The 24,724-nt window shown below is 66.0% G+C and carries 28 protein-coding genes, 1 tRNA gene and 1 pseudogene; 18 read left to right on the top strand and 12 right to left on the bottom strand.

Annotation, left to right across the window (positions count from 1 at the left end; translation table 11 throughout):
• Nucleotides 1-93: 93 nt before the first annotated feature.
• From ACFDR9_RS19475 to ACFDR9_RS19485, 3 genes and pseudogenes are all read right to left on the bottom strand, one after another.
• Nucleotides 94-459: pseudogene (locus ACFDR9_RS19475) on the bottom strand (CsgG/HfaB family protein); the annotation flags it as partial.
• Nucleotides 460-610: 151 nt separating this feature from the next.
• The gene (locus ACFDR9_RS19480) at nt 611-1,375 is read right to left on the bottom strand and encodes an Imm52 family immunity protein (RefSeq protein WP_409032070.1); all 765 of its coding nucleotides are present in this window, start codon (nt 1,373-1,375) and stop codon (nt 611-613) included.
• 131 nt (nt 1,376-1,506) lie between these two features.
• A complete protein-coding gene (locus tag ACFDR9_RS19485) occupies nt 1,507-2,202 on the bottom strand; it encodes a Crp/Fnr family transcriptional regulator (RefSeq protein ID WP_409032071.1) in 696 nt (231 codons plus the stop codon).
• A 151-nt stretch (nt 2,203-2,353) separates the two neighbouring features.
• On the opposite strand from ACFDR9_RS19485, the gene ACFDR9_RS19490 reads away from it, so the two are divergent.
• From ACFDR9_RS19490 to ACFDR9_RS19530, 9 genes are all read left to right on the top strand, one after another.
• Nucleotides 2,354-4,315: an AMP-dependent synthetase/ligase gene (locus ACFDR9_RS19490; RefSeq protein ID WP_409032085.1), complete on the top strand. Its 1,962-nt coding sequence runs from the start codon at nt 2,354-2,356 to the stop codon at nt 4,313-4,315.
• 14 nt (nt 4,316-4,329) lie between these two features.
• Nucleotides 4,330-5,145 (top strand): ABC transporter ATP-binding protein, encoded by an 816-nt coding sequence (locus ACFDR9_RS19495; RefSeq protein WP_409032072.1) that lies wholly within the window; start codon nt 4,330-4,332, stop codon nt 5,143-5,145.
• Between the two features lie 15 nt (nt 5,146-5,160).
• Nucleotides 5,161-6,057 (top strand): branched-chain amino acid ABC transporter permease, encoded by an 897-nt coding sequence (locus ACFDR9_RS19500; RefSeq protein WP_409032086.1) that lies wholly within the window; start codon nt 5,161-5,163, stop codon nt 6,055-6,057.
• 110 nt (nt 6,058-6,167) lie between these two features.
• Nucleotides 6,168-7,226 (top strand): branched-chain amino acid ABC transporter permease, encoded by a 1,059-nt coding sequence (locus ACFDR9_RS19505; protein WP_409032073.1) that lies wholly within the window; start codon nt 6,168-6,170, stop codon nt 7,224-7,226.
• Between the two features lie 67 nt (nt 7,227-7,293).
• Nucleotides 7,294-8,607 (top strand): ABC transporter substrate-binding protein, encoded by a 1,314-nt coding sequence (locus tag ACFDR9_RS19510; RefSeq protein ID WP_409032074.1) that lies wholly within the window; start codon nt 7,294-7,296, stop codon nt 8,605-8,607.
• Nucleotides 8,608-8,671: 64 nt separating this feature from the next.
• Complete coding sequence (locus ACFDR9_RS19515) at nt 8,672-9,499, top strand: ABC transporter ATP-binding protein (protein ID WP_409032075.1); 828 nt, start codon at nt 8,672-8,674, stop codon at nt 9,497-9,499.
• A 10-nt stretch (nt 9,500-9,509) separates the two neighbouring features.
• Nucleotides 9,510-9,866, top strand: a complete 357-nt coding sequence (locus tag ACFDR9_RS19520) for an MmcQ/YjbR family DNA-binding protein (RefSeq protein ID WP_409032076.1) — start codon at nt 9,510-9,512, stop codon at nt 9,864-9,866.
• Nucleotides 9,863-11,119: a phenylacetate--CoA ligase family protein gene (locus tag ACFDR9_RS19525; protein ID WP_409032077.1), complete on the top strand. Its 1,257-nt coding sequence runs from the start codon at nt 9,863-9,865 to the stop codon at nt 11,117-11,119. The genes ACFDR9_RS19520 and ACFDR9_RS19525 overlap by 4 nt, the downstream gene beginning before the upstream one ends.
• A 139-nt stretch (nt 11,120-11,258) precedes the next feature.
• Nucleotides 11,259-11,843: a hypoxanthine-guanine phosphoribosyltransferase gene (locus ACFDR9_RS19530; protein ID WP_026133188.1), complete on the top strand. Its 585-nt coding sequence runs from the start codon at nt 11,259-11,261 to the stop codon at nt 11,841-11,843.
• A gap of 114 nt (nt 11,844-11,957) precedes the next feature.
• Here ACFDR9_RS19530 and ACFDR9_RS19535 read toward each other — a convergent pair whose 3' ends face one another.
• The 4 genes from ACFDR9_RS19535 to ACFDR9_RS19550 form a co-directional block, all read right to left on the bottom strand.
• Nucleotides 11,958-12,911 (bottom strand): nitronate monooxygenase family protein, encoded by a 954-nt coding sequence (locus ACFDR9_RS19535; protein WP_026133189.1) that lies wholly within the window; start codon nt 12,909-12,911, stop codon nt 11,958-11,960.
• Nucleotides 12,912-13,086: 175 nt separating this feature from the next.
• Complete coding sequence (locus ACFDR9_RS19540) at nt 13,087-13,998, bottom strand: MBL fold metallo-hydrolase (protein WP_409032078.1); 912 nt, start codon at nt 13,996-13,998, stop codon at nt 13,087-13,089.
• Nucleotides 13,995-14,438: a hypothetical protein gene (locus ACFDR9_RS19545; RefSeq protein ID WP_017878099.1), complete on the bottom strand. Its 444-nt coding sequence runs from the start codon at nt 14,436-14,438 to the stop codon at nt 13,995-13,997. The genes ACFDR9_RS19540 and ACFDR9_RS19545 overlap by 4 nt, the downstream gene beginning before the upstream one ends.
• 8 nt (nt 14,439-14,446) lie before the next feature.
• Nucleotides 14,447-14,647: a DUF1289 domain-containing protein gene (locus ACFDR9_RS19550; protein WP_026133190.1), complete on the bottom strand. Its 201-nt coding sequence runs from the start codon at nt 14,645-14,647 to the stop codon at nt 14,447-14,449.
• A 129-nt stretch (nt 14,648-14,776) separates the two neighbouring features.
• Here ACFDR9_RS19550 and ACFDR9_RS19555 point away from each other — a divergent pair, with 129 nt between their 5' ends.
• The 4 genes from ACFDR9_RS19555 to ACFDR9_RS19570 all read left to right on the top strand — a co-directional run bounded on the left by ACFDR9_RS19555 (nt 14,777) and on the right by ACFDR9_RS19570 (nt 18,722).
• Nucleotides 14,777-15,613, top strand: coding sequence for an AraC family transcriptional regulator (locus ACFDR9_RS19555; RefSeq protein WP_017878101.1), 837 nt, complete (start codon nt 14,777-14,779; stop codon nt 15,611-15,613).
• 90 nt (nt 15,614-15,703) lie between these two features.
• Nucleotides 15,704-16,657, top strand: coding sequence for a DMT family transporter (locus ACFDR9_RS19560; RefSeq protein WP_409032079.1), 954 nt, complete (start codon nt 15,704-15,706; stop codon nt 16,655-16,657).
• Between the two features lie 292 nt (nt 16,658-16,949).
• Complete coding sequence (locus ACFDR9_RS19565; RefSeq protein ID WP_017878103.1) at nt 16,950-17,363, top strand: CopG family transcriptional regulator; 414 nt, start codon at nt 16,950-16,952, stop codon at nt 17,361-17,363.
• 57 nt (nt 17,364-17,420) lie between these two features.
• Nucleotides 17,421-18,722: a PHB depolymerase family esterase gene (locus ACFDR9_RS19570; RefSeq protein WP_409032080.1), complete on the top strand. Its 1,302-nt coding sequence runs from the start codon at nt 17,421-17,423 to the stop codon at nt 18,720-18,722.
• A gap of 29 nt (nt 18,723-18,751) precedes the next feature.
• Here ACFDR9_RS19570 and ACFDR9_RS19575 read toward each other — a convergent pair whose 3' ends face one another.
• From ACFDR9_RS19575 to ACFDR9_RS19590, 4 genes are all read right to left on the bottom strand, one after another.
• Nucleotides 18,752-19,024, bottom strand: coding sequence for a SemiSWEET transporter (locus ACFDR9_RS19575; RefSeq protein WP_026133192.1), 273 nt, complete (start codon nt 19,022-19,024; stop codon nt 18,752-18,754).
• 71 nt (nt 19,025-19,095) lie between these two features.
• Nucleotides 19,096-19,314, bottom strand: coding sequence for a cysteine-rich CWC family protein (locus ACFDR9_RS19580; protein WP_409032081.1), 219 nt, complete (start codon nt 19,312-19,314; stop codon nt 19,096-19,098).
• The gene (locus ACFDR9_RS19585; RefSeq protein ID WP_409032082.1) at nt 19,311-19,544 is read right to left on the bottom strand and encodes a zf-HC2 domain-containing protein; all 234 of its coding nucleotides are present in this window, start codon (nt 19,542-19,544) and stop codon (nt 19,311-19,313) included. Before ACFDR9_RS19585 ends, ACFDR9_RS19580 begins: the two co-directional genes overlap by 4 nt.
• 13 nt (nt 19,545-19,557) lie before the next feature.
• A complete protein-coding gene (locus ACFDR9_RS19590) occupies nt 19,558-20,133 on the bottom strand; it encodes a sigma-70 family RNA polymerase sigma factor (RefSeq protein WP_017878108.1) in 576 nt (191 codons plus the stop codon).
• Between the two features lie 114 nt (nt 20,134-20,247).
• Between ACFDR9_RS19590 and argB the strand changes: the two genes are divergently transcribed.
• Both argB and ACFDR9_RS19600 read left to right on the top strand, forming a co-directional pair.
• Nucleotides 20,248-21,171, top strand: a complete 924-nt coding sequence (gene argB, locus ACFDR9_RS19595) for an acetylglutamate kinase (protein WP_051068331.1) — start codon at nt 20,248-20,250, stop codon at nt 21,169-21,171.
• 40 nt (nt 21,172-21,211) lie between these two features.
• Nucleotides 21,212-21,286, top strand: a tRNA-Thr gene (locus ACFDR9_RS19600).
• A 104-nt stretch (nt 21,287-21,390) separates the two neighbouring features.
• Here ACFDR9_RS19600 and ACFDR9_RS19605 read toward each other — a convergent pair.
• A complete protein-coding gene (locus tag ACFDR9_RS19605; protein WP_026133193.1) occupies nt 21,391-22,329 on the bottom strand; it encodes a TraB/GumN family protein in 939 nt (312 codons plus the stop codon).
• A gap of 33 nt (nt 22,330-22,362) precedes the next feature.
• On the opposite strand from ACFDR9_RS19605, the gene ACFDR9_RS19610 reads away from it, so the two are divergent.
• From ACFDR9_RS19610 to ACFDR9_RS19620, 3 genes are read left to right on the top strand one after another with little or no spacing between them, the layout of a single operon-like run.
• Nucleotides 22,363-23,091 (top strand): pyrimidine 5'-nucleotidase, encoded by a 729-nt coding sequence (locus ACFDR9_RS19610; protein ID WP_409032083.1) that lies wholly within the window; start codon nt 22,363-22,365, stop codon nt 23,089-23,091.
• 37 nt (nt 23,092-23,128) lie between these two features.
• On the top strand, nt 23,129-23,704 hold the full coding sequence (gene slmA, locus ACFDR9_RS19615) for a nucleoid occlusion factor SlmA (RefSeq protein ID WP_409032084.1): 576 nt from the start codon (nt 23,129-23,131) through the stop codon (nt 23,702-23,704).
• 1 nt (nt 23,705) lies between these two features.
• Nucleotides 23,706-24,584, top strand: coding sequence for a DMT family transporter (locus tag ACFDR9_RS19620; RefSeq protein WP_017878113.1), 879 nt, complete (start codon nt 23,706-23,708; stop codon nt 24,582-24,584).
• The last annotated feature ends 140 nt before the right edge of the window (nt 24,585-24,724 follow it).

The following is a 24,724-nucleotide window of genomic DNA, read 5'->3' on the forward strand; positions in this document are numbered from 1 at the left end:
GCTACGCAAGCAAGGCCATGGCATGCTTGAGGTTCTGCTCCGGGCCTTCAACGGTAATCCTATCCCGCTTGCCGCATAGCGGCTGAACAGTCACTCGGCGCCTTTAATCGACTGGGATTGTTTTTTGAAGTCTGATTCCTGCTTCAGCTCGGACATATTATCGCGGTCCAATACATTGAAGCGATTGGTTTGCTGCATGTGCGAAATCAGGATCGTTTTGGCTTGGCCGCCCAGGCGATCCACGCCGTCGGAGAAAATACCGCGCATGAAACTGGAACGGTTATCGAATTTACCGACAGAGATAAGGGCGCGCGTACCGGCGGGGGCGCGGTTCGCCGCGGCGGCGGTGGGTAGCACCAGCGCTTGCGAGGTTTCAGTGGCGCAGCCGGCGAGGGTGGCGGCCATCAGTGCGGCAAGCAGCAGATTGCCAAATTTGTTTTGTTTCACGGTAAACTCCATAAGATGTGGCATATAAAATATTGCCATAAAAATTACGCAGCCCAGAGTCTACCGCAAATATTGCCTCATAGAAAATATTAATTTCTAAATAAAAGGACCCGTCCGCGCCGCGGCGCCGTGCGCCATGGTTTCCCGACCGGGCCGCGGCAGGCTACACCAGTTTTTGCGCGATCAGCTTGGCGCGCAGGCGCTTGGCCTTTTCGACGTGGACGTCGTCGTTGACGAAGACGATCTCGTCCTTGAAGCTGAGCAGCGCGCCGTCGACGCCGCCGACCGGCTCGACGCGGAAGTCGACCAGGTCCGGGTCCTTGCCCAGTTTTTTCGCCAGCGGGTCGGCCACGTACACCAGCCAGCCGCCGACGTAGGGCTTGCCGGTCTCGACCGCCTCGGCGAAATCGAAGGAAAAGATGCGCGCCCTTTCCGGCTGCCAGAATTTGATCGCGTCGACGAACAGGTCGCGGATGAAACCAAAGATGTAAAACTCGGGATGCGGGAAATTCAGGTGGTCGGACGTGGGGAACTGGATCGTCACCGTGTTGAACACTTGCTCCGAGCTCTTGCCGGCGTGGATGTTGACGGCCACCATGCCGTCCTCGGCCGAGCCGCAATTGACGAAGTTCATCTGGAAGCCGCGCCAGCCGACCGACGCCCACACCGGCGAGCCGTCCGGATTGGCGACGTTGTAGACCTGGTCGCTCACGCCGGCGTGCTTGTAGATCAGCTTGTCCAGGTTGGACAGCTTCGGACTCAGCTTGACGACCGGCTCGGACTCGTCTTCGCCGACCCATTCCATGGACTCGAACACCGGGTGGGTCTGCGCCAGGAACTCCAGGAACTCGCGCACCTTGTCGGCGTACTGGCGCAGGGTCAACGGATTGCCCTTCCAGTACAAACCCAAAACGTATTCGTCCATCATCGCACTTCTCCCCTATTGGCACGCGCGCGCCGCCCCGCCGCATCCGCCACCATGTTGTCCGCGTGTATTGTCGGACGAAATAATATTGCCGTCAAGAAATGTAACGCGCCGCTCGGAATTATTCACACCGCCTACTCCGCCGCCGCCTCGTAGCGCCGCAAGCCCTCCAGGTCGAGCACGCGGATGCCGCCGTAGTCGAGCCGCAACAGGCCGTGCTTTTCCAGCACCTGCAGGGCCTGGTTGGCGCGCTGGCGGGACGAACCCGACAGCAAACCGAGCTCTTCCTGCGAAATCTGCACCAGTTGTTCAATCCCCGGATACAGGTGCGAATGGAACATCGACGCCAGGCAGCGCGCCACCCGGGTGTTGAGGTCGAGCAGGCGCTCGTTTTCAACCATGCCGATGAACTGGCCGAGCCGTTCGTTCAGTTGCATCAGCAAAAACCGCGTGAACGGCAGGCTGGTGTCGAGCAGCCAGTGGAAGGTGGCCGCCGGCATGCGCGCGATGCGGCTGTCGCGCAGCGCCATCGCGTCGTATTTGCGCAGCTCGTTCTTCAGCAGCGAGCCTTCGCCGAACCAGCCGCCGGGCGGCACGCCGGTGAAGGTCACGCTCTTGCCGCAGGGCGAGAAATTATTCATTTTGACCATGCCGCCGACGATGCCGATCCAGTTGTCCACCACCTCGCCCTTGCGGCAGACGAAGCCGCCCTTCGGCACGAAGGTCTCGAAGGTATCGGCCTCGACGCGCGCCATTTGCCCCGGGGTCAGCGTGCGCGCCCAGATGGCCGCGCGCAGCGCCTCTTGCAAACTTGTTTCAGTCGATATCATTGTGCAACGCAGCATGGAAAGTGGGGCAAATGTCCCCGAAAAGACAACACGGCGGACCAACGCAAGCTAATATCATCACACAAAAACACGAACCATTGCGCGACTTACCGCTCAGGCGGCGCCGCTCTGGAACAAAAGCAACAGGGAGACGCTGGTGCAGACATTTGAAGTGGCGACAACGCAGACTTTCCCCCTCCGTCTATTGGAGCATGGGAAGGTACGGCCGGGCAAGCCCGCGTTCAGGGAAAAGCACCTGGGCATCTGGCAGAGCTGGAGTTGGGCCGAGGTCAACGACGAGGTGCGGGCGCTGGCCTGCGGCTTGGCCGCGCTCGGCTTTGGCCGCGGCATGCACCTGGCCATCGTCGGCGACAACCGGCCGCGCCTGTACTGGGCGATGCTGGCGGCGCAGTGCCTCGGCGGCGTGCCGGTGCCGCTGTACCAGGACGCCCCGGCGGCCGACATGGCCTACGTGCTGGAAAACGCCGACATCGCCTACGCCATCGTCGAGGACCAGGAACAGGTCGACAAGCTGCAGGAAGTGAAGCAGTGGTACGCCGGCGTGCGCCACGTCGTCTTCGACGACGAGCGCGGCATGCGCCACTACCACCAGCGCGAGCTGCTCTCCTTCGCCGCGCTGCAGCAACTGGGGCGCGCCTACGACCGCGAGCACCCCGGCTTCTTCGACGCGGCGGTGGCGGCCGGCGCCGGCTCCGACACCGCCATCATCCTGTACACCTCCGGCACCACCGGCAAGCCCAAGGGCGTGTGCCAGAGCCACGCCGCGCTGCTGGCGGCCGGCCGCGGCGGCGTCGAGTTCGACCGCCTCGGCGAGGACGAGGACATCCTGTCCTACCTGCCGATGGCCTGGGTCGGCGACTGCCTGTTTTCGCTGGCGCAGGCGATGGTGGCCGGCTTCACCGTCAACTGCCCGGAGTCCGGCGACACGGTGATGATCGACATGCGCGAAATCGGCCCGACCTGCTACTTCGCGCCGCCGCGGGTGTTTGAAAACATGCTCACCAGCGTGATGATACGCATGGAGGACGCCGGCGCCCTGAAGCGGCGCATGTTCCGCCACTTCATGGCGGTGGCCAAGCGCTGCGGCGCCGACATCCTCGACGGCAAGGCGGTGCCGGCGCGCGACCGCCTGGCCTACGGCCTCGGCCGGCTGCTGGTGTACGGCCCGCTGAAGAACGTGCTGGGCCTGTCGCGGGTGCGCGTGGCCTACACCGCCGGCGCCGCCATCGGCCCCGACCTGTTCCGCTTCTACCGCTCCATCGGCGTCAACCTGAAGCAGTTGTACGGCTCCACCGAAACCTGCGCCTACGTCTGCCTGCAACCGGACGGCAACATCAAGTTCGACAGCGTCGGCCTGCCGGCGCCCGGCGTCGAGGTCAAGCTGGCCGCCAACGGCGAGGTGCTGGTCAAGTCGCCGGCCACCATGAGCGGCTACTACAAGCGGCCCGACGCCACCGCCGAGGTGATCGACGCCGACGGCTACTTCCACACCGGCGACGCCGGCCTGTTCGACGCCCAGGGCCACTTGAAGATCATCGACCGCGCCGCCGACGTCGGACGCATGAACGACGGCGCCATCTTCGCCCCGAACTACATCGAGAACAAGCTCAAGTTCTTCCCCTTCGTCAAGGAGGTGGTCGCCTTCGGCCACGCCCGCGACCAGGTCTGCGCCTTCGTCAACATCGACATCGAGGCGGTCGGCAACTGGTCGGAGCGGCGCGGCATCGCCTACGCCGGCTACACCGACCTGGCCGCGCACGAGCAGACCTACGCGCTGGTGCGCGACTGCATCGAGCAGGTCAACCTGGAGCTGGCCGGCGAGGCGCTGATGGCCGGCACGCAGATCCACCGCTTCCTGGTGCTGCACAAGGAACTCGACCCGGACGACGACGAGCTGACCCGCACGCGCAAGGTGCGCCGCACATTCATCGCCGAGAAGTACGCCGCGCTGATCGACGCGCTGTACCAGGGCAAGGCCTCGCAGTTCATCGAGATCCAGGTGAAGTTCGAGGACGGCCGCGTCGGCGTCAGCAGCGCCGACCTGAAAATCTGGGACAGCAAGACCTTCCCGGCCATCGCAACAGCAGCGGCATGACGGAGCGCGACACCATGTTAATGAACGAACCCGACACCCGTTTCGGCGCCGCCCGCCAGAGCGGCCCGGTGATCCTGGAACTGAACAACATTTCGCTGTCGTTCGGCGGCGTCAAGGCGCTGACCGACATCTCCTTCGACGTGCGCAAGCACGAGATCCGCGCCATCATCGGCCCGAACGGCGCCGGCAAAAGCTCGATGCTGAACGTGATCAACGGCGTCTACCGGCCGCAGCGGGGCTCGATCCTCTACCGCGGCGAGCAGCGCAAGAACATGGACTGCTACGCGGCGGCCAAGTCCGGCATCGCCCGCACCTTCCAGAACATCGCGCTGTTCAAGGGCATGACGGTGCTCGACAACATCATGACGGGGCGCAACCTGAAGATGAGCTCGCATTTCCTGCTGCAGGCGCTGTACTGGGGCCCGGCGCGGCGCGAGGAAATCGCCCACCGCGAAAAGGCCGAGCAGATCATCGACTTCCTGGAAATCCAGGCGATCCGCAAGACGCCGGTCGGACGCCTGCCGTACGGGCTGCAAAAGCGCGTCGAGCTGGGCCGGGCGCTGGCGGCCGAGCCGGAGATCCTGCTGCTGGACGAACCGATGGCCGGCATGAACGTCGAAGAAAAACAGGACATGTGCCGCTTCATCCTCGACGTCAACGACCAGTTCGGCACCACCATTGTCCTCATCGAGCACGACATGGGCGTGGTGATGGACATCTCGGACCGCGTGGTGGTGCTCGACTACGGCAAGAAGATCGGCGACGGCACCCCCGACGAGGTGCGCGGCAACCGGGACGTCATCAACGCCTATCTCGGCACCACGCATTAAGGGACGCAGATGAACATCAATTTTTTCTTCGAAGTGCTGATCGGCGGCCTGCTGTCGGGCGTCATGTACGCGCTGGTGGCGATCGGCTTCGTGCTGATCTACAAGGCCTCCGGCGTGTTCAACTTCGCCCAGGGCGCGATGGTGTTTTTCGCCGCCCTCACCTGCGTCGGCATCATCGACAAATTCGGCGTCCCGTTGTGGCTGGCGATCCCGCTGACCATCGCCGTGATGGTCGCGCTCGGCCTGGCGATCGAGCGGGTGGTGCTGCGCCCGCTGGTGAACCAGCCCGAGATCACGCTGTTCATGGCCACCATCGGCCTGGCCTTCTTCATCGAGGGCCTGGCGCAGCTGATGTGGGGCTCGCAGGTGCACAAGCTGGAGCTGCCGATCGAGGACGTGCCGATCCAGTATTTGATGGACAAGTTCAACATCATCGTCTCGCAGTTCGACGTGGTGGCGGCGGCCATCTGCGCGCTGCTGGTGACGGCGCTGGCGCTGCTGTTCTCGAAGACCAAGGTGGGCCGGGCACTGCGCGCGGTGGCCGACGACCACCAGGCCGCGCTGGCCGTGGGCATTCCGCTGCAACGCATCTGGGCGGTGGTGTGGTCGGTGGCCGGGCTGGTGGCGCTGGTGGCGGGCCTGCTGTGGGGCGCCCGCAACGGCGTCCAGTTCGCGCTGACCTTCATCGCGCTGAAGGCGCTGCCGGTGCTGATCCTGGGCGGCTTCACCTCGGTGCCGGGCGCCATCGTCGGCGGCCTGATCATCGGCGCCTCGGAAAAGCTGGCCGAGGTATACCTGGGGCCGCTGGTCGGCGGCGGCATCGAAGGCTGGTTCCCGTACGTGCTGGCGCTGCTGTTCCTGCTGGTGCGCCCGGAGGGCCTGTTCGGCGAAAAAATCATCCGCCGGATATAACGGCAGCGGCGACAGTGCGGCGCGAGCAAACCTAGGTCGGGTTGGCGCGCACCGCGCGCGTAAGCCGACAATGCTGGCGCGACAGCACCAGCTATTCACCAAGGACAAAAATGATCTACCGCGAAGCAGGACAATTCAAGACCAGCTACCAGGCCGACAACCAGATCTTCCCGATCCGCCAGGACCGCATCGCCCTGGCCGCCACGCTGGCCGTGGCGCTGCTGGCGCTGCCGCTGCTGGCCTCGCCCTACACGCTGTCGGCGATCATGATCCCCTTCCTGATCTTCGCCTTGGCCGCGCTCGGCCTGAACATCCTGACCGGCTACTGCGGCCAGCTGTCGCTGGGCAGCGCCGCCTTCATGGCGGTGGGCGCCTTCGCCTCCTATAACTTCGTCGCGCGCATGCCCGGCATGCCGATCCTGCTGGCCTTCGTGCTGGGCGGCCTGTGCGCGGCCATGGTCGGCATCGCCTTCGGCCTGCCGTCGCTGCGCATCCGCGGCTTCTACCTGGCGGCGTCGACGCTGGCCACGCAGTTCTTCGTGGTCTGGTGCCTGACCAAGATCCCCTACCTGACCAACTACAGCAGCTCCGGCGTGATCACGGCGCAGAAAATCACCATCCTCGGCTACCGCTTCGACAGCCCGGCCAGCAAATACCTGCTGGTGCTGGCGATCGTCGCGACGATGGCGCTGCTGGCCAAGAACATGATCCGCTCCAACGTCGGGCGCTCCTGGATGGCGGTGCGCGACATGGACATGGCGGCCGAGGTGATCGGCTTCCGGCCGATGCGCACCAAGCTGCTGGCCTTCGCCGTCAGCTCGTTTTACTGCGGCGTGGCCGGCGCGCTGTACGCCTACGCCTACCTCGGCACCGTCGAGCCGGAAGCCTACAACCTCGACCTGTCGTTCCGCATCCTGTTCATGATCATCATCGGCGGCGTCGGCTCTATCCTCGGCTCCTTCCTGGGCGCCGCCTTCATCGTGCTGCTGCCGATCTTCCTCAACATCCTGGCGCACGCGCTGTCGCTGCCGACCAACGTGGCCTCGAACCTGGAGCTGATGGTGTTCGGCGCCCTGATTATCTTTTTCTTGATCGTCGAGCCGCACGGCCTGGCGCGTTTGTGGCAAATAGGTAAAGAGAAACTGCGTCTGTGGCCGTTCCCGCACTAAGAACCAGCGCGCGGAGCGACCCGGAACGCGGTCGAATGTTTGGATGTATCTACTTGGAGAAGACACAATGAAAAGCGTCAAAACACTGTTGTTCAGCGCCGCCGTCGCCAGCGCCGCCATGGGTATCGCCGGCAGCGCGCTGGCGGACGACCAGTTCATCGCGCTGCCGTCGTACCGGGTCGGCCCGTACGCGGCCGGCGGCTCCGGCTTTTTCGGCGGCATCATCGACTACTTCAACCTGGTCAACCTGTCCGGCGGCGTCAACGGCGTCAAGATCAGCTGGGAGGAATGCGAAACCGAGTACAACCCCTCGCGCGGCATCGAATGCTATGAGCGCCTGAAAACCAAGAACGGCGGCGCCACCCTGGTCGAGCCGCTGTCGACCGGCGTCGCCTACGGCATCCTCGACCGCATCGCCCAGGACAAGATCCCGATGACGACGATAGGCTACGGCCGCTCCGACGCCGCCAACGGCAAGACCTTCCCCTACGTCTTCCCGCTCATCGCCAGCTACTGGAACCAGGCCGCCGGCATGGTCAAGTACCTGGGCGACAAGAGCGGCGGCATGGACAAGCTGAAGGGTAAAAAAATCGTCCACCTGTACCACGACTCGGCCTTCGGCAAGGAGCCGCTGCCGGTGCTGGAGGCGCAGGCCAGGCAGTACGGCTTCGAGCTGGTGAAGATCGCGGTGGCGCCGCCGGGCAGCGAGCAGCAATCGCAGTGGTTGCAGATCCGCCAGGCCAATCCCGACTACGTGATTCTGTGGGGCTGGGGCGTGATGAACTCGGTGGCCATCAAGACCGCGCAGCGCAACGGCTTCCCGCGCGAGAAGATGCTGGGCGTCTGGTGGGCCGGTTCGGAGGAGGACACCATCCCGTCCGGCGACGCCGCCAAGGGCTACAGCACGATGACCTTCAACACGCCGGGCACCTACCCGGTAATCGAGGACATCCGCAAAAAACTCTACGCCGCCGGCAAGGGCAACCTGGCCGACCAGTCGCGCGTCAACTCGGTCTACCACATGCGCGGCGTCACCGCCGGCATCCTGTGGATCGAGGCCATCCGCACCGCCCAGGAACGCTTCGGCAAGGGCAAGGCGATGACCGGCGAGCAGGTGCGCTGGGGCCTGGAAAACCTCAACGTCGACGACGCGCGGCAGAAGGCGATCGGCGCGCTGGGCATGTTCCCGCCGGTGAAAACCAGTTGCGACGACCATGAAGGCTCGGGCGCGGTGAAGGTGCAGCAGTGGGACGGCAAAAAGTGGAACGCCATCACGCCGAACTGGATCATTGGCGACAAGGCGCTGACGCGCAAGCTGGTGGACGAGTCGGCGGCCAAATACGCGGCCGAAAAAGGCATCACCCCGGCCTGCCTGAAGTAGGCGTCAGCGGGCCGTTGGCGCGCGCGCCCGCGGCCCCCCACCGTCCCAACAACGAAAAACAGCCATGACAACAGCCACCGCCACCGCCGCCCAGCCCTACCTGTCGGTCAACAACATCGAAGTCATCTACGACCACGTGATCCTGGTCTTGAAAGGCGTGTCGCTGCAGGTGCCGCAAGGGAAAATCGTCGCCCTGCTGGGCGCCAACGGCGCCGGCAAATCGACCACGCTGAAAACCATCTCGACCCTGCTGCGCGGCGAGCGCGGCGACGTCACCAAGGGCGAGGTGCAGTTCAAGGGCGAGCGCGTCGACAACCTGACGCCGAACGAACTGGTCAAGCGCGGCCTGTCGCAGGTGATGGAGGGGCGCCACTGCTTCGGCCACCTGACCATCGAGGAAAACCTGCTGACCGGCGCCTATACGCGGCAGATCTCGCGCGCCGAGCTGAAGGAATCGCTCGACAAGGTCTACCACTACTTCCCGCGCCTGAAGGAGCGCCGCGCCAGCCAGGCCGGCTACACCTCGGGCGGCGAACAGCAGATGTGCGCGATCGGCCGCGCGCTGATGGCCAAACCGTCGATGATCCTGCTCGACGAACCGTCGATGGGCATCGCGCCGCAGATCGTCGACGAGATCTTCGGCATCGTCAAGGACCTGAACCACAAGGAAAACGTCTCCTTCCTGCTGGCCGAGCAAAACACCAACGTCGCGCTGCGCTACGCCGACTTCGGCTACATCCTGGAGAACGGCCGCGTCGTGATGGAGGGCCGGGCCAGCGAACTGGCCAGCAACGAGGACGTCAAGGAGTTCTACCTGGGCGTCTCCGGCGCCGGCCGCAAGAGCTTTCGCGACATGAAATTTTACCGCCGCCGCAAACGCTGGCTGGCGTGAGGGGAAGCAGATGAACCTGGAACAAGCCAAAGCCGTGTGCCGCGCGCTGCCGGGCGCGGTCGAAGACGTCAAATGGGGCGGCGACATCGTGTTCTCGGTCGGCCTGAAAATGTTCGCCGTCGCCAGCGGCGCCGGCGATCCGCCCGGCATCAGCTTCAAGGTCGAGGAGCAACGCTTCCTGGAGCTGACCGACCGCCCCGGCATCATGCCGGCGCCGTATCTGGCGCGGGCGAAATGGGTGCGCGTCAGCGGCGCGGACGCGCTCGACGACGCCGAGGCGGCGGCCCTGCTGCTGCGCTCGTACCAACTGGTGTTCGCCAAACTGACTAAAAAACTGCAACATGACATGGGAGGGCCGCAAGCATGACCGATACGCTCGACAGCCTTGAGCTGCGCGCCCCGCAAGAGCGCGAACGCGATTTGATGGCGCGCCTGCCGGCGCTGGTGGCCCTGGCGCAGGGCGCGCCGGGCTGGGGCCGCATACTCGACGGCGTCGACTCGGCCACGGTCGACAGCCGCGCCGCGCTGGCGCGGCTGCCGGTGACGCGCAAGTCCGACCTGAAGCGCCTGCAGCGGGAGCGCAAACCGTTCGGCGGCCTGAACCGCACCGCCACCGCCGAACTGTCGCGCGTCTTCATGTCGCCCGGGCCGATCTACGACCCCGAGGGGCGCGGGCGGGACTGGTGGCGCTTCGCCCGGCCGATGTACGCGGCCGGCGTGCGCGCCGGCGGCCTGCTGCAAAACTGCTTCTCCTACCACTTCACGCCGGCCGCCTTCATGGTCGAGGGCGGCGCCATGCGCATCGGCTGCACCGTGATCCCGGCCGGCAGCGGCCAGACCGAGATGCAGGTGCTGGCGATGGCCGACCTGAAGCCCGACACCTACGTCGGCACGCCCTCGTTCCTCAAGCTGATCATTGAAAAGGCGCGCGACATGGGCGCCGACATCAGCAGCGTCCAACGCGCGCTGATGGGCGCCGAGGCGCTGCCCGAATCGCTGCGCGCCTGGTTCCGGGCGAACGGCGTGCCGCACGTGTTCCAGACCTACGCCTCGGCCGACATCGGCAGCATCGCCTACGAGACGGCCAGCGCGGGGGTGATCAACCCCGGCATGGTGCTCGACGAGGACGTGCTGCTGGAAATCGTCCACCCCGGCAGCGGCGACCCGGTGGCGCCGGGCGACATCGGCGAAGTGCTGGTCACGGTGTTCAACCCCGACTATCCGCTGATCCGCTTCGCCACCGGCGACCTGTCGGCCATCGTGGCGGGCGCGGCGGCGGCGCCGTGCGGGCGCACCAACACCCGCATCAAAGGCTGGCTGGGGCGGGCCGACCAGTCGACCAAGGTGCGCGCGATGTTCGTGCACCCGTCGCAGGTGCACGACATCGCCCAGCGCCACCCGGAAATCCTCAAGGCGCGGCTGGTGGTGTCGGGGCGGGTGGCCGACGAAACCATGACGCTGCACTGCGAAATGGACGACGCGGCGGGCGCGGTCGGCGCGCTGGCCATCGTCGACAGCATCCGCGAAGTGACCAAACTGCGCGGCGAAGTGCGCATGGTCGCGCGCGGCAGCCTGCCGGGCGACGGCAAAGCCATCGACGACGTCCGCGACTACAGCTGAGCCGGGCAACCACCCCGGGGGCAGGTCTCGACATGGCGGATTTGTTATATGGCGACAGGAAAACCGTCATATCGAGACCTGACCCCAGAGGTGTGGGATTTGCGGGATAATATCGGGATTCACTATTTGCCCAAAAATCATGCAAGAATTTCATCACGCTCGGGCCCGCGCCCTGATTAAAAACGCGGAGTTATTGTTCGACCAGCAGGCGGTGCAGGCGGCGGTCGCGCGCATGGCCGGCGTGCTCAACACGCGTTTCAACGACCCCGCCTGCGACGAGTTCCCGCTGGTGCTCGGGGTAATGGGCGGCGCGGTGGTGTTCACCGGCAACCTGCTGCCGCAGCTGACGTTTCCGCTGGAGTTCGACTATATCCATGTCAGCCGCTACGGCGACGACGACCGCGGCGGCGAGGTGGTGTGGAAGGTGATTCCGCGCTCCAATGTTGCCGGGCGCACCGTCATCGTGCTCGACGATATCCTCGACGAGGGCGAAACGCTGGCGCACGTCAAGCAGCGCCTGCTCGATATGGGCGCCGCCGAGGTGGTGCTGGCGGTGTTCGCCGACAAGGCGATCGGCAAGGCCAAGCCGTGCAAGGCCGATATCGTCGGTCTGGTGATACCGAACCGTTTCGTGGTCGGCTTTGGGATGGACGCTTACGGCTACTGGCGCAATTTGCCGGGCCTGTGGGCGCTGCGGCCTGAAGACCTGAGCACCGCGCCGTAATATTCGGCTAAACCAGAGGCGTAACCCCGGGGCCAGACCTGAAGGTCTGGCCTTCCCGCCTTGGCGCCGGTTCTTTGCCGCTGGTTTTTTCGCGCGCGGCGCGCTTCGGCTGCGTTACAGGCTCAGGCGGGCGCGCGCGGCGTCGTATTCCTCCTTCAGGCGCGCCACCATCTCGGCCACCGTCGGCACGTCGTGCATCAAGCCCACGCCCTGGCCCGCGCCCCAGATGTCGCGCCAGGCCTTGGCGCTGCCGGAGCCGAAGTTCATCGCGCTCTTGTCCGCTTCCGGCAACGCTTCCGGGTCCAGCCCCGCCGCCACGATGGATTTTTTCAGGTAGTTGCCGTGCACGCCGGTGAACAGGTTGGTGTAGACGATGTCGGCCGCCGCCGATTCGACGATGGCGTCGCGGTAGCTGTCGTCGACGTTCGATTCCTTGGTCGCCAGCCAGCGCGAGCCGATGTAGGCGAAGTCGGCGCCCATCGCCTGCGCCGCCAGGATGGCGTCGCCGGTGGCGATGGAGCCCGACAGCGCCAGCGGACCCTTGAAGAATTTGCGCACCTCGCCCACCAGCGCGAACGGCGACAGCGTGCCGGCGTGGCCGCCGGCGCCGCTGGCCACCAGGATCAAGCCGTCGACGCCCGCTTCCAGCGCCTTTTTCGCGTGGCGGATCGAGATCACGTCGTGCAGCACGATGCCGCCGTAGCTGTGGATGGCGTCCAGCATTTCCTTCGGCGGCGCGCGCAGCGAGGAGATGATGATAGGGATCTTGTGCGCCACGCACACTTCGACGTCGTGCGCCAGGCGGTCGTTGGACTGGTGCACGATCTGGTTGACGGCGATCGGGCCGATCTTGGCGTCCGGGTTGGCGGCCTTGTATTCGGCCAGTTCCGCCTGCAGCTCGGTGAGCCAGGTGTCGAGCAGCGCGGCCGGGCGCGCGTTCAGCGCCGGAAACGAGCCGACGATGCCGGCCTTGCACTGGGCCGCCACCAGCGCCGGGCCGCTGGCGATGAACATCGGCGAACCGATGACGGGAAGGGAGAGGTTTTGCAACGCTAGTGGCAGGGCCATGTCGGACTCGCAGACGAAAAGTTGATCGGATTGACTTGCAACGATTATAAAGTAAAAAAAAGTACGAACGTGCTGAATTTAAGGCGCTGGCTCGGATGAAGCCCTGCGCGGGAACCCGGGGACAGACCACGATTTTCGGGCAATCTTGTTCGGAAATCGTGGTCTGTCCCCGGGGTTACGCTTCGTTGAGTAAGTGCTCGCCCTCGATGCGCGCCGCGCCGGCCTTCATTAGTTGTTCGACCACCCACTGCGCCAGCGCCTGCGGCGACTGCCGCAGGAAGCGCCGGTTGGCTTCGTCGAACACCGGCATCGCCGCCAGCACCGCCGGCAATTCGGCCAGCGCGATCCGTTGTCGCTCCAACAGCAGGAACTTGAGCATCACCTTGATCGCGTTCTGGGCGTTGCGCAGCGGGTCGGCAGCCAGGTAGTCCAGCCGCGAATGGGCGCGCCGCAGCGCCCCGGCGACGTCGCCGAACGGCGCGCCGTGCCCAGGGATCACCAGCCGCACGTCCAGCCCGCCGATCAGTTCCAGCGTCGCGCGCGTTTCGGCGAAGCCGGATTTCCCCTCCAGTTCGGGGAAGATGACGCCGAAGCCGTTTTCCCACAGCGCGTCGGCCGAGATCAGGATGCGTTCGGCGGCGCAGTAAAAGATCAGCGAGTGCGGGTCGTGCCCCGGCGCGCCCAGCGCCTGCCATTCCAGCCCGCCCAGGCGCAGCACCTCGCCCGGCGCGACGGTGGCGTCGAAGCCGAAGCGCTCGCACTGCTGGCCGGTGGCCTTGAAGCTAAGCGCCTCGACGTCCCAGCGCCGCACCTTGTCGGCCTCGGCGAGCGGGATCGCGGTGTGGCAGCCGTAGTGCGCCTGCAGCACCGCGTTGCCGCCGCAGTGGTCGGAATGCAGATGGGTGTTGAGCAGGCGGTCCAGCGGCCGCCCTTGCAGGCCGTGCCGCACCAGCGCCAGCGTTTGCGGCGCGTGCAGCAGGTAGCCGCTGTCGATCAGCGCGGTGTCGTCCGGGCCGACCAGCAGGATGTTGTTTGACGACAGCCAGCCGCGCTCCAACACGCGGACCGCGTCCGGCAGCGCCATCATCGCTTCATCTGGAACGCCAGCGAGATTTTGGCGAATTCAATCAGCACTTCCCGCGAACCGCCGTTGAAGGTGGTGAACGCGGTGCCGGTGCGCACCACCATGCGCGGCGGGAACAACCAGGACAGGAAGGGAATGCCGATCATTTTCGCGCCGCGCACGTCGCTCCAGTCGACGTGCTTGTCGTACAGCCAGCTCTGACGGATGCCGGTGGCGTCGATGGTGGTGCGGGCGCGCAGGAACCAGTAATAACTGACGCCCAGCATGACGACCGAGCCCAGCAGCAGCGCCTTGATGGCCAGGCCGTACTGCATCAGCGGGAAGCGCAGCGCGACGCTGGCGCCGTAGGCCAGCAGGACCAGCGTGACCACGCTGGCGAAAACCTTGAAACCGGCGCCGTAGGCGGGGCCGCTGACGGCCTGGTTCGGCTTATAGAAAGACATGGGTGTCCTTAATCAAAATGGATCAGTTGTTCGCGGCGGCGGATCTCGGCCCAGACGCCGCGCTTGAAGTCGTCGTCGGCGCCGCTCCACTGGATGATTTCGTCGATGGTGCGCAGGCAGCCCTGGCACAGGCCGCTGTCCTGGTCCATCTTGCACAGGCTGATACAGGGCGAGGGCACCGGCGCCTCTGGTGGCAGGTCGGGAGTCATGGAAGGGGTCGGGGTGGCGGGATCAGCCGCCATTATGCCGCGAAACGCGCGCGCCGGCACGCCCGCCGTCGCGCCGGTGTACAGTGGATTCCCGCGCCGCAGCCGCAGCCCAAGTCCCAGTCCACCACCATGTTCCGCCACCCCAGCGAATTCGTCCGCTTCAAAGCCAGTCCGCACCTGCCCGGCGTCGAGCTGTATACGGCGCGCCTGGTCGACCACGCCTTCGCGCCGCACGTCCACGAGAGCTATTCGCTGGGCGCCATCGAAGCCGGGGTCGAGCGCTTCCGCTACAAGGGCAGCGACCACGTGGCGCCGGCCGACACCCTGGTTACGCTGAACGCCGACGAGGTCCACACCGGCCAGGCCGAAAGCGCCGCCGGCTGGACCTACCAGATGCTCTACATCGAGCCGGACACGCTGCGCGCGCTGACCGGCACCGAGGTTTACTTCCCGCAGGCGGCGGTGCACGACCCGCAACTGGCGCGCGCCTACCGCGGCGTGTTCGCGCGCATGTGGCAGGCCGGCGACGACGTCGCCTTCACCTGTGAATTCACGGTGCTGGTGGACGCGCTGGTGGCGCGCTACGGCGCCAAGGTGCGCGCCGAGCCGACCGCTTCGCCGGCGCGGATGCGCCGCTCGCTGGCGATGCGCCGCGTGCTCGACTGCATCGAGGCCAACCTCGAAGGCAGCCTGCGCATTGAGACGCTGGCGGCCGAGGCCAACCTGTCGCTATTCCATTTCGTGCGCGTCTTCGTCGCCACCTTCAACTGCACGCCGCAGCAGTACGTGCAGGCGCGCCGGGTGCTGCGCGCCAAGGGCATGCTGGCGCGCAGCGTCAGCCCGGCGCTGGCCGCCGGCGCCGTCGGCCTGACCGACCAGAGCCACCTGAACCGCTGGTTCAAGCGCAGCTACGGCGTCACCCCGGCGCAGTATCAACAGCAAATTGGTACAAGACCGCCGCGCTGAAGACCGCTAAGCTGGTGTTTTAGTTTCTCGGCAAGCGGTGAAGATGATGACAACAACGACGGTATCGACCAACATTACCCCGGAGGCGCCGTGCTGATCGGCGTGATGTGCGCGCTCGGCGCGGGGCTGTTGTGGGGGCTGGTTTTCGTCGTGCCGCTGATGCTCGGCGACTATCCTGGCATGGTGCTGTCGTTCGGCCGTTACGTGGCGTTCGGCCTGATCGCGCTGGTGCCGGCCTGGTTCGACCGCAAGCGCATGCGCGCCCTGTCGCGCGCCGACTGGCGCTACGCGCTCAAGCTGGCCTTCATCGGCAACCTGCTGTACTACGCGATGCTGGCCAGCTCGATCCAGCTGGCCGGCTCGCCGCTGCCGACCATGCTGATCGGCACGCTGCCGGTGGCGATTGCCGTGTTTTCCAACTGGCGCCCCGGCCATCCGTCTGAAAGCGTGGCCTGGCGCCGTCTGGCGCCGTCGCTGCTGATCATTCTCACCGGCCTGTTGCTGGTCAACGCCAGCGAACTGCAGGCCTTCCGCGAGTCGGGCGGCCAGCGCAGCACCGGCGACTACGTGCTGGGCTGCCTGCTGGCCGTCGGCGGCGTGGCGGCCTGGACCTGGTATCCGGTGATGAATTCGCGCCACATGCGCGCCAATCCGCAGATCGGTTCGATGACCTGGGCCACCGCGCAGGGGCTGGCGACCTTGCCGCTGGCGCTGGTCGGCCTGCTCGGCTACGGCGCCTACGCCAGCCTGAACCAGACCGGCTTCGACTTTCCGCTGGGGCCGCAGCCGCTGCGCTTCGCCGGGCTGATGCTGCTGGTCGGGCTGACCGCCTCCTGGCTCGGCACGCTGCTGTGGAACCAGGCCAGCCTGCGCCTGCCGACGTCGCTGTGCGGCCAGTTGATCGTCTTCGAAACCCTGTTCGCGCTGCTGTACGCCTTCATCCTGCGCGGCGCCCTGCCGGGCCTGGCCATCGTCGGCGGCATCGCGCTGCTGTGCACCGGCGTACTGCTGGGCGTGCGCGCCTTCCGCCACCAGGCGCACTGACCGCGGCGGCGCTTGTCGGGTTACGCTGCGCTAACCCGACCTACGGTTTAAGCCGGCGGTTTGGGCCGGCGGTGTTGGCCGCCGGCTTTGGCGCTCGCTTTCGCCGCCGGTTTTAATTCCTCCAGGAAAAATTCTCATCAAATCATGGGCTTACGTTGAGGCCCGCCTTCCCCCGTTGGCAACAAAAAAATACCGCTTTAGGCCAAAACACGCTTGACTTCGATCCCGACAGGCCTATACTACCATCCATACAGATGTCGCATGGATGCCACACGGAGTGTAACGGGGACATATGAGCAAGCCAGAGAGCAAGTTAAAAATAGCGGAATCAGAAAAAATCACGATCAACCTGGGTCCGATCGACTTGGGCCAGATCGATTTGCTGGTACAGGAGGGTTTTTATTCAAACCGGACCGATCTGATTCGCACGGCGATCCGCAACCAGCTGAACACGCACGCCGACGTGGTCCGGCAAACCGTGGCGCGCAAGAGCCTCGTACTGGGATTGCAGCACTACTCCCGCGAAGACCTTGAAACGCTGCAGGCCGCCGGCCAGCGTTTGCAGATCCAGGTGCTGGGCCTGGCCAGTATCGCCAACGACGTTTCGGTGGAACTGGCGCTGGCCACCATTGAATCGATCTTTGTATTAGGCGCCTTGCATGCAAGCGCCGTTGTTAAAGCCGCCCTGGCAGGGCGAATTCACTAGCGTATGTGGCCGGCCTCGGGTTGCCTGGGCCACGCGCGGCACTTTTGAAAGATGGCCATGAAATTCACAAATAAACTTCTCACGCAAATGCGCGAAGCAAGCAAGAAAATGTTTGGCAAGGGCGGCGCCGCCGCCGCCACCGAAACCATCCAGCAGGCGCTGGCCGGTTTGCAGGCGCAAGCGCAGGCACAGAGCCAGGCGCAAGCCCAGGCCCAGGCTCAGGCCCGTCCGATGCACGACATCAATCCGCCGCCGCCGGGCGCCTCGGCCAAGGCCGCGCCACAGCCGCAGGCGCAAGGCGCCGAGGCGCCGCCGCGCCCGGCCCAGACGCCGCAGCAGATGGCGCAGGAGTTCGCGCAGGACTTCATGTCACGCTTGGGGGTGCCGAACGGCGCCGGCAAGCCGGGTTTCGAGATGCCAGCGTTCGACTTGAATTCGTTCGAGCTGCCGGGCGGCATGAAGATGCCGGGCGCCGGCATGGGCGCCAGCGCGCCGGCCGAACTGGCGCCGGGCGCGCAGTTCATCAGCGGCACCTTCCGCAACCACGCCGGCAGCCGCGACTACAAGCTGTACATCCCCAGCAGCTTCAAGGGCCAGCCTATGCCGCTGGTGGTGATGCTGCACGGCTGCACCCAGAACCCGGACGATTTCGCCAACGGCACCCAGATGAATGCGGTGGCCGAGGAAAAGCAGTGCTTCGTGGTGTATCCGGCGCAAGCCAAGAGCGCCAACAATTCGCGCTGCTGGAACTGGTTTAACGCGCTCGACCAGCAGCGCGGCCAGGGCGAGCCGTCGATCATCGCCGGCATCGCCCAGCAGATCATCGACAGCCAGCCGGTCGACCGGCGCCAGGTGTACGTGGCCGGGCTGTCGGCCGGCGGCGCCATGGCGGTGATCGTCGGGGCGCTGTATCCGGAGCTGTTCGCGGCGGTCGGCGTGCATTCCGGCCTGCCATTCGCCTCGGCGCAGGACCTGCCGTCGGCGCTGGCGGCGATGAAGGGCGGCTCCGGCGGCAGCCGCAAGGCGCCCGAGGGCGGCGTGCCGATCATCGTGTTCCACGGCGACCGCGACACCACCGTCAACCCGCGCAATGGCGAGGAAGTGATGGCCCAGGGTTTGCGCAGCCAGAGCCGGGGCGCGGCGGCGGCGTCGGTCGATTCGGGCAGCGTGCCGAACGGCCACCGCTACACCCGCACCACCCACCGCCACGTCGACGGCACGCCGCTGGGCGAACATTGGGTGATCCACGGCGCCGGCCACGCCTGGTCGGGCGGCAGCGACAGCGGCACCTACACCGACCGCAAGGGGCCGGACGCCAGCCGCGAGATGATGCGCTTTTTCGAGACGGTCAGCCCGTAGGGCGCCGCAAAGCAAGCGTGGCCGGGCCGCTAATTGGGCGACTGGCGCTCGAAGTGCCACTTCATGATCAGCACGGCCGAGGCCAGCACCAGCGTCAGGCCGTTGGCGATGACCACCGGCCAGGCGCCGATCAGCAAGCCGTAGCATAGCCACAGGAAAATGCCAAACGTCAGGATCATGTACATGCCCAGCGATACGCCCTTGGCCTGGCGCTCGCGCCACACCAGGTGCACTTGCGGGATAAAGGCGCAAGTGGTGCAGGCAGCTGCGGCATAACCCAGGTAATCGACTGCGCTTGACATCGGAAGCTTTCAAAGAGAGGTGTCGGCAAAACAGCCGATACCGCTATTTTATGGGATAAACGCCTGCGGGTTTACACGTTTTTTATCGATAACATGTCGGCCGCGCCGGCCGCCGGCGGCGTCTGCGCGTCGATGTGCCGCTTCAGGCATTGCGGGCACCAGCAGCCGGCGCCGGCCTCGCGCGGCAGCGGCACCGCCGGCGCCAGCGCGGTACACCAGCACGGCTCGGCCGCGCCGGGGTCGGCCATGGCGCAGCCGAAGGCGGCGCCGCAGCGGCCGCACTCGCTCACGGCTCGCGCCCGGGCGCGTCGGCGTCGGCGTCGGGCGGGAAGTTGCGCATGGCGCGCCGCAGCAGCCCCATTTGGCCGTTGAAGCGGGTGCAGGCGCGGCACACCATCAGGTGCAGGCGCATGCGCAGCCGCTCCACCAGCGACAGGTCGCGGTCCATGCCCTCCGACACCAGGCGGTGCACTTCCCTGCAGGTCGGTTTCAGGCCGGCCGGTTTTGTTCGCGTAGTCATTGCCGCTCCAAGGTCAGCCGGCCTGGCGCTTGCCAAACCAGTTCAAATCGAGGCACTCGCGCAGCCGCATGCGCGCCCGGTACAACAGCACCCATGCATTAGACGTGGTGATCGCCAATTCCTTACAAATTTCTTCGGTTTCCAGTTCCAGCCACTCGCGCATCATGAAAACGCGCGCGGTTTTGGCCGGCAACTTCTCCAGGCACACCTCCAGCACCGCGAAAAAGTCCTTCTGCTCCAGCGTGCGCTCCGGGTCGCCCCACTGGCGCGGCATCTCGGTGGCGTGGCCGTCGGCGGTAAACAGCGCGTCGATGGCGTCGTCCTCGGACTGCCCGTCGCCCACCTCGATCTGCCGTTCGCGCCCGCCGCGGCGCAGGTTGTCGATGATTTTGAACTTCAGGATGGCGGTCACGTAGGTGCGCAGCGAGGACTGGCCGGCGAAGCGTTCGGGCTTTTCCAGCACCGCGATGAGGGCGTCCTGGACGGCGTCTTCGGCCAGCGCCTGGTTTCGCAGTTGCAACATGGCGAAGCGGACCAACAGCGGTCGCATGGTCTCTAGCTGGCGGTGGAGCGTGGTGTCGGGGGTCATATCAGGGCAGCCTAATTGATCGCCAGAGAAAATACAACAAGATGGCCCTATAATGCCTCCTAAGATTTGCATCTTCCCTGTAAAATTCGCCAAAATATTTTTCCCGGACCCGCCATGACTCAATTTGCTAACTTGAACCTGGACACGACTGACGACTTGACGGCGGTAGCGCCACAGATCAAGGCGCAGATTCTGGCCGAGGCCCTGCCGTATATCCGCAATTTCCACGGCAAAACCATCGTCATCAAATACGGCGGCAACGCCATGACCGACGAGCGCCTCAAGCACGGCTTCGCGCGCGACGTCATCCTGCTCAAGCTGGTGGGCATGAATCCGGTGGTGGTGCACGGCGGCGGGCCGCAGATCGACAACGCGCTGAAGAAAATCGGCAAGCAAGGCAGCTTCGTGCAGGGCCACCGCATCACCGACGAGGAAACCATGGAAGTGGTGGAGTGGGTGCTGGGCGGCGAGGTGCAGCAGGACATCGTCATGCTGATCAACCACTACGGCGGCCAGGCGGTCGGACTGACCGGCAAGGACGGCGGCTTGATCCGCGCCCGCAAGATGCGCATGCCGGACCGCGAGAAGCCGGGCGAATTCCTCGACATCGGCTTCGTCGGCGAAATCGAGGCGATCAATCCGGCCGTGGTCAAGGCGCTGCAGGACGACGCCTTCATTCCGATCATCTCGCCGATCGGCTTCGGCCAGGACGGCCAGGCCTACAACATCAACGCCGACGTCGTCGCCGGCAAGATCGCGGAAATCCTCAAGGCCGAAAAGCTGATCATGATGACCAATATCGCCGGCGTGCAGGACAAGCAGGGCAATCTGGTGACCGACCTGTCGGCCCGCGAGATCGACGAGATGTTCGCCGACGGGACCATTTCCGGCGGCATGCTGCCTAAAATTTCATCGGCGCTGGACGCCGCGAAGTCCGGCGTGAACACGGTTCACATCATTGATGGGCGTATTGAACACTCATTATTGCTGGAAGTGTTGACCGAACAGGCTTTTGGCACTATGATCCGTTCGCACTAAAGCAAACGCGGCGCACTTCACCAGGCGCCGCGGCAGCAACGCCCTTGTAGCTCAGTGGTAGAGCACTCCCTTGGTAAGGGAGAGGCCACGTGTTCGATCCACGTCAAGGGCACCATCCGCAGTATCCCCGCAGCGCCCCCCATACCGTTTTCCGTTCCTGCCCCTGTTGTAAATCCGCACACCTTACATCCACGCACTGATTCCGCGTCCGCGCGCGCGTCAATAAATCCGTTCGACCCGCAGGCCGCGACCTTGCAGCAGCGCCGGCACGCTGTTCCGGCCGACCAGGTGCAGCACGCCGATCGCCGCCAGGCTGTCGCGTTCGCGCGCCAGCAAGCCGGCGATGCCGTCGGCCAGCACCGGGTTGCGCTGCTCCAGCAGCACCTTCCGCACGAATGTACCGGAGAAGCTGTCGTCGGCCGCCGCCTCGCGCGCCAGCGCCTCCAGCGCGGCGGCGTCGGCGCCGCGCCAGGCCTGGGCGATCGCCCGGGCCTGCCTGGCCTGCTCCTGGTCCTCGATGGCGGCGATGCCCTCCTCCAGGAAACGCGCCTGCTCGGGCGCCGTCAAGCCGTCGAACAGCGCCATCTGGCCGGCCGTCGACTCCAGTTCCAGCACCGGTATCTTGCGCGCCCGCGCCTGTTGCGCCAGGTGCGAGTCGACCGCCAGGCCGGCCTGGTAGCCGTGCGCGGCGAACTCGCTCATCGCCAGCACGGTGGCCAACAGCCACGGCTTCATCGGCGCGGCCGCCTCCGGCGCGATGCCGTAGCGGCGCAGCAGCCCCGCCAGCCGCGGCCGGAACGCCGGCGCGATGTCGGCCGCCGCGCTGCCGCCGCCGGCGCCGTACATGCCATAGCGGCGCAGCGCCTGCGCGGCGGCGGCCGGGTCGGCGTCGGGGTCGACCTCCAGCGCCAGCACGCTGGCGCGCGCCAGCGCCGCCGTCACGCGCGCTTCGAGCGGATAAAAGTCGGCGGCGCCGACATGGATGGTGCCGAACAGGTACAGCGTGTGGCCGCCGCCCTCGACCTTGAACAGCGCGCCGCGGTTCGGCGCCACCACCGTGGCCTTGGCCTGCGCGCCCTTCCGCGCCGGCGCCCCGGCCAGCGCCGCCGGCGCCAGCAAGAACAAAGTACAGAACATCACTATAATCTGGCGTCGCATATTTTTTTCCTGATCGTTTTGCTAAAGACTCCCGTGCCAAATCTTAACCGCAATGCCCCCGTGTGGCTGTTCGACCTCGACAACACCCTGCACGACGCCTCGCACGCGATCTTCCCGGCGATTACGGCGAACATGAACCTCTACATCGGCAGGGTGCTGGGCGACGGCGTCACGCCGGCCAGCGACGCCGTGGTCAACGCCGCCCGCGCCGATTACTGGCGGCGCTACGGCGCCACCCTGCTCGGCATGGTCAAGCACCACAACGTGGCCGCCGCCGACTTCCTGCACCAGACCCACGCGATGGACGACCTGACGGCGATGATCCGCGCCGAACGCGGCCTGGCGCAGCTGCTGCGGCGCCTGCCCGGGCGGAAAATCCTGCTCACCAACGCGCCGCGGCGCTATTCGCGCGACGTGCTGCGCCACCTCGGCCTGCAGCGCCACTTCTCGCACCACATCGCCATCGAATCGATGCACGTGCACCGCCAGCTACGCCCGAAGCCGTCCAAGCTGATGCTGCGCAGCCTGCTGCGCAAGCAGGGCCTGACGGCGCGCCGCTGCGTCCTGGTCGAGGATACGCTGGCCAATTTGCGCACCGCCAAAACGCTGGGCATGCGCACGGTCTGGATCACCCAGTACCTGCGCGTGGCCGATCCGATCGGCATGGCCAGCCTGCCGAAGATGTCAAATCGCCCCGCTTATGTCGATGTCAAAGTAAAATCCGTCAGACATTTACCCGCCCGCATGCAGCGTCTGCGCTGAAGGCTTTCCTTTTTATTAAGACGAGATCAACCATCACATGGCAAGCACACCGCCGGGCCAACGCAGGCTGCAAATTCTCCAGGCTCTGGCCGCAATGCTGGAACAACCGAAGGGCGAAAAAATCACCACCGCCGCGCTGGCGGCCCGCCTGGGCGTATCCGAGGCGGCGCTGTACCGCCACTTCGCCAGCAAGGCGCAGATGTTCGAGGGCTTGATCGAATTCATCGAGTCGAGCGTATTCGGCCTGATCAACCAGATCGCCGACAGGCAGGCCGACGGCCTGGCGCAAACGCGCGACATCGTCGGCATGCTGCTCAACTTCGCCGGCAGCAATCCGGGCATGACGCGGGTGCTGATCGGCGACGCCCTGGTCAACGAGGACGAGCGCCTGCAGCAGCGCATGAACCAGTTCTACGACCGCGTCGAGCTGGCGCTGAAACAGGCGCTGCGGCTGGCCGCGGCCGAGGGCCAGGCGCACGAAACCGAGGTCGGCGCGCGCGCCGGCATGCTGGTCGGCTTCGTCATCGGGCGCTGGCACCGCTACGCCAAGAGCGGCTTCAAACTCCACCCGACGCAGGACGCCGCGCTGCAGATCGCCATGCTGCTGAACTGATATGCCGCTCAAGCCTTTCCCCGTTCTGGCGTTCTGCGCCCTGCTGCTGGGCGGCGCCGCGATCGGCTTCGCCGGCATCATGATGCGCCTGTCCGACGTCAACCCGGTCGCCTCGGCGTTCTGGCGCATGGCGCTGGCCGCGCCGATGCTGTGGGTCTGGGCCTGGGCCAGCGCGCGCGGCGACCGCGCCGCCGGCCTGCGCACCGACTACAGCACGGTGCTGCTGCTGGCCGGCTTCTTCTTCGCCGCCGACATGGGCGTCTGGCACGTCTCGCTGCACTTCACCAGCGTCGCCAACGCCACGCTGCTGCCGAACATGGCGCCGCTGTGCATCGCCGCCTGGCTGTGGTACCGCTACAAGACGCGCTTTTCGCGCGGCTTCCTGCTCGGCATGGCGCTGGCGCTGGCCGGCGCGGTGCTGCTGGTCGGCCCCAGCGTCGGCCTGGGCGGCACGCGCCTGCTGGGCGACGGCCTGGGCCTGCTGGTGGCCGGCTTCTACGCCGCCTACCAGCTGGCGGTGAAGGACGGCCGCGCCAGCTATTCGACGGCGCGCCTGATGGCCTGGAGCACCAGCATCACCGCCGTGTTCCTGCTGCCGTTCGCGCTGCTGATGCCGGGCGACTTCTGGCCTGCGTCGGCAGCCGCCTGGCTGCCGCTGCTGGGGCTGGCCCTGGTCTGCCAGATCGGCGGCCAGACCGTCATCACCTACGCCTTCGCGCACCTGCCGTCGTCGCTCTCGTCGATCAGCCTGCTGATCCAGCCGCTGACGGCCGCGCTGGCCGCCTGGGTCATTTTCAACGAAGCCATCGGCCCGGTGCAGATGGCCGGCGGCGCCGTGCTCCTGCTCGGCATCTACCTGTCCAAGCGCGGCTCGGCATGAATCCCGCCATCGACGCCCGCTGCTACGCCCTGCTCGACGACGCCAGCGCCGCCGCCCCCGGCGGCGGCGGGTCGCGTCTCTCCACCGGCCACCTGGCCACGCTGAGTTTCGCCGAAGGCGCCGGCTGGGGAACGCTGCTG

This window comes from Janthinobacterium sp. CG_23.3 (assembly GCF_046115965.1).
Taxonomy (GTDB): Bacteria; Pseudomonadota; Gammaproteobacteria; order Burkholderiales; family Burkholderiaceae_D; genus Janthinobacterium.

What these genes read in the sequence shown, in the direction of transcription:
- ACFDR9_RS19480 (WP_409032070.1), bottom strand. Translation starts at nt 1,375, where the DNA reads ATGATGGACGAATACGTTTTGGGTTTGTACTGGAAGGGCAATCCGTTG.
- ACFDR9_RS19485 (WP_409032071.1), bottom strand. Translation starts at nt 2,202, where the DNA reads ATGATATCGACTGAAACAAGTTTGCAAGAGGCGCTGCGCGCGGCCATC.
- ACFDR9_RS19495 (WP_409032072.1), top strand. Translation starts at nt 4,330, where the DNA reads ATGTTAATGAACGAACCCGACACCCGTTTCGGCGCCGCCCGCCAGAGC.
- ACFDR9_RS19505 (WP_409032073.1), top strand. Translation starts at nt 6,168, where the DNA reads ATGATCTACCGCGAAGCAGGACAATTCAAGACCAGCTACCAGGCCGAC.
- ACFDR9_RS19510 (WP_409032074.1), top strand. Translation starts at nt 7,294, where the DNA reads ATGAAAAGCGTCAAAACACTGTTGTTCAGCGCCGCCGTCGCCAGCGCC.
- ACFDR9_RS19515 (WP_409032075.1), top strand. Translation starts at nt 8,672, where the DNA reads ATGACAACAGCCACCGCCACCGCCGCCCAGCCCTACCTGTCGGTCAAC.
- ACFDR9_RS19520 (WP_409032076.1), top strand. Translation starts at nt 9,510, where the DNA reads ATGAACCTGGAACAAGCCAAAGCCGTGTGCCGCGCGCTGCCGGGCGCG.
- ACFDR9_RS19525 (WP_409032077.1), top strand. Translation starts at nt 9,863, where the DNA reads ATGACCGATACGCTCGACAGCCTTGAGCTGCGCGCCCCGCAAGAGCGC.
- ACFDR9_RS19530 (WP_026133188.1), top strand. Translation starts at nt 11,259, where the DNA reads ATGCAAGAATTTCATCACGCTCGGGCCCGCGCCCTGATTAAAAACGCG.
- ACFDR9_RS19535 (WP_026133189.1), bottom strand. Translation starts at nt 12,911, where the DNA reads ATGGCCCTGCCACTAGCGTTGCAAAACCTCTCCCTTCCCGTCATCGGT.
- ACFDR9_RS19540 (WP_409032078.1), bottom strand. Translation starts at nt 13,998, where the DNA reads ATGATGGCGCTGCCGGACGCGGTCCGCGTGTTGGAGCGCGGCTGGCTG.
- ACFDR9_RS19545 (WP_017878099.1), bottom strand. Translation starts at nt 14,438, where the DNA reads ATGTCTTTCTATAAGCCGAACCAGGCCGTCAGCGGCCCCGCCTACGGC.
- ACFDR9_RS19550 (WP_026133190.1), bottom strand. Translation starts at nt 14,647, where the DNA reads ATGACTCCCGACCTGCCACCAGAGGCGCCGGTGCCCTCGCCCTGTATC.
- ACFDR9_RS19555 (WP_017878101.1), top strand. Translation starts at nt 14,777, where the DNA reads ATGTTCCGCCACCCCAGCGAATTCGTCCGCTTCAAAGCCAGTCCGCAC.
- ACFDR9_RS19565 (WP_017878103.1), top strand. Translation starts at nt 16,950, where the DNA reads ATGAGCAAGCCAGAGAGCAAGTTAAAAATAGCGGAATCAGAAAAAATC.
- ACFDR9_RS19570 (WP_409032080.1), top strand. Translation starts at nt 17,421, where the DNA reads ATGAAATTCACAAATAAACTTCTCACGCAAATGCGCGAAGCAAGCAAG.
- ACFDR9_RS19575 (WP_026133192.1), bottom strand. Translation starts at nt 19,024, where the DNA reads ATGTCAAGCGCAGTCGATTACCTGGGTTATGCCGCAGCTGCCTGCACC.
- ACFDR9_RS19585 (WP_409032082.1), bottom strand. Translation starts at nt 19,544, where the DNA reads ATGACTACGCGAACAAAACCGGCCGGCCTGAAACCGACCTGCAGGGAA.
- ACFDR9_RS19590 (WP_017878108.1), bottom strand. Translation starts at nt 20,133, where the DNA reads ATGACCCCCGACACCACGCTCCACCGCCAGCTAGAGACCATGCGACCG.
- argB (WP_051068331.1), top strand. Translation starts at nt 20,248, where the DNA reads ATGACTCAATTTGCTAACTTGAACCTGGACACGACTGACGACTTGACG.
- ACFDR9_RS19605 (WP_026133193.1), bottom strand. Translation starts at nt 22,329, where the DNA reads ATGCGACGCCAGATTATAGTGATGTTCTGTACTTTGTTCTTGCTGGCG.
- slmA (WP_409032084.1), top strand. Translation starts at nt 23,129, where the DNA reads ATGGCAAGCACACCGCCGGGCCAACGCAGGCTGCAAATTCTCCAGGCT.
- ACFDR9_RS19620 (WP_017878113.1), top strand. Translation starts at nt 23,706, where the DNA reads ATGCCGCTCAAGCCTTTCCCCGTTCTGGCGTTCTGCGCCCTGCTGCTG.